This is a genomic window from Yeosuana sp. (assembly GCF_057126245.1).
In genome coordinates this window covers 1-1,714 of sequence record NZ_DBNGMQ010000031.1, presented here as the reverse complement: position 1 = coordinate 1,714, position 1,714 = coordinate 1, and the positions used below count along the sequence as shown (strand labels likewise).

Below are 1,714 nucleotides of genomic sequence, written 5' to 3'. Positions count from 1 at the left end.
ATTTTGAAACTAGGGAAATAGAAAGCACAGGTTACAACAACGTTTATAACCAATTGCTTGGTTTGTGTATACTAGGAAAATCCTAGCGGATTTTCCTACTGGTTCGTTTTCTTTTACGAACTTAGTTTCGCCAACGCAACTAGCCATACACAAACACGTTGTGCTTCATTATGACCCGTCCTGAATAAAGGCTACATAATTTTAAACATTATGTACAAAAATGACAAAGTAATTAGACGGTATTCAGAACCTTTTAAACTGAAAATTTTAGCCGAACTTACAACCGGAAAACACACAAAGAGTGAACTATGTAAACTCTACTCTATTGCGCCTACAACCGTTAATGAGTGGATTAAAAAGTACAATCGTAAAGACTTAATGAACACCAGAGTAAAAGTGGAAACTAAAGACGAAATATCAAGAATCAAAGCTCTTCAAAAGGAAATTGAACAGCTCAAAAAACTACTGTATAAAAAGGATCTAGATGCTTTGGTATTAGATTCATATCTGGAAGTAGCTGCCGAAGATCTTGGCTATAAATCTGTAGCTGAATTAAAAAAAAAGTTAAGCATAAAGCCTTAGTAAAAGCTGAACAGAAATCTAAGGGATTTGCTTCTTTAACGACCATAACCCATTGTTTTGGGCTTAAACGTGATGCGTATTATAAATACAAATTTAGAGCTGATATGCGTTTAAAAATAGAACAACAGATTATTGAAATTGTTAGAGAAAGACGCAAATCCCTTCCTAGAGAAGGCGTGCGTAAACTCGAAAAATCATTGAAAGATGATTTTATAAAAGCTAACTTAAAAGTCGGTAGAGATACGCTATTTAATGTCCTTAGAAAACATAATATGCTTACACTTAGAAAGAAAACTAGTGCTAGAACAACTAACTCTTATCATCGTTTTTATAAATATAATAACATCATAAAAGACTTAGAAGTTACTAGAGCTAACCAAGTTTGGGTATCTGATATCACTTACATTAGAACCGTAAAAGGCTTTTGTTACTTGGCTTTAATAACAGATATGCATTCTCGCAAAATAGTGGGTTATGACATCAGTGATAGCTTGGAATTAAAAGGATGTGTAAGAGCACTTAATAAGGCCATTTACCAAGCTAAAAACACTAATGGACTCATACATCATTCAGATAGAGCAATACAGTATTGTAGCAATCAATACACACAGACTTTAAAAAGAAAAAAGATAGATATTAGTATGACTGAAGAAAATCATTGTTACGAAAATGCGATGGCGGAACGTGTAAACGGCATCTTAAAAGATGAATTTTACCTTGACCAAACCTTTGACAACGTGGCTCACGCAAAAAGAGCTGCAAAAAATGCAATTAATTTATACAACGAAATAAGATTACATTTATCTTTAGATTATAAAACACCTAATATGGTATATAAATTATCAGCGTAAATTCAATTTTAACCTGTAGCCATATTTCAGGACTAGACATTTGACAAAAAATGAAAATATTTCCGACTAATAATTATCAATTTGAACTCAAAAAAGAAAGTTCAGATGCGTTGTCTGAATTGGAAAAAAACACATTAATAACAGACTCTCTTGTTTCGGAGTGGACAAAAAAAGCGTTTATCGGACAAGTGAACAGAAACGGATTTAAAATAATTTCATCAAAACCTGGACGTGGAGCATTTTGCATTTTAGAGGGAAAAGTTGAATCTTATAACGGAACT

At 32.7% G+C, this 1,714-nt stretch carries 2 protein-coding genes and 1 pseudogene; all 3 read left to right on the top strand.

Going from position 1 to position 1,714, the window contains the following annotated elements; genetic code table 11:
- The first annotated feature begins 210 nt into the window (after window positions 1-210).
- On the top strand, window positions 211-582 hold the full coding sequence (locus AC15TD_RS03080; protein WP_092470243.1) for a transposase: 372 nt from the start codon (window positions 211-213) through the stop codon (window positions 580-582).
- Complete coding sequence (locus AC15TD_RS03075; protein WP_484450672.1) at window positions 552-1,433, top strand: IS3 family transposase; 882 nt, start codon at window positions 552-554, stop codon at window positions 1,431-1,433. Before AC15TD_RS03080 ends, AC15TD_RS03075 begins: the two co-directional genes overlap by 31 nt.
- A 50-nt stretch (window positions 1,434-1,483) precedes the next feature.
- Window positions 1,484-1,714, top strand: a pseudogene (locus AC15TD_RS03070) (hypothetical protein); the annotation flags it as partial.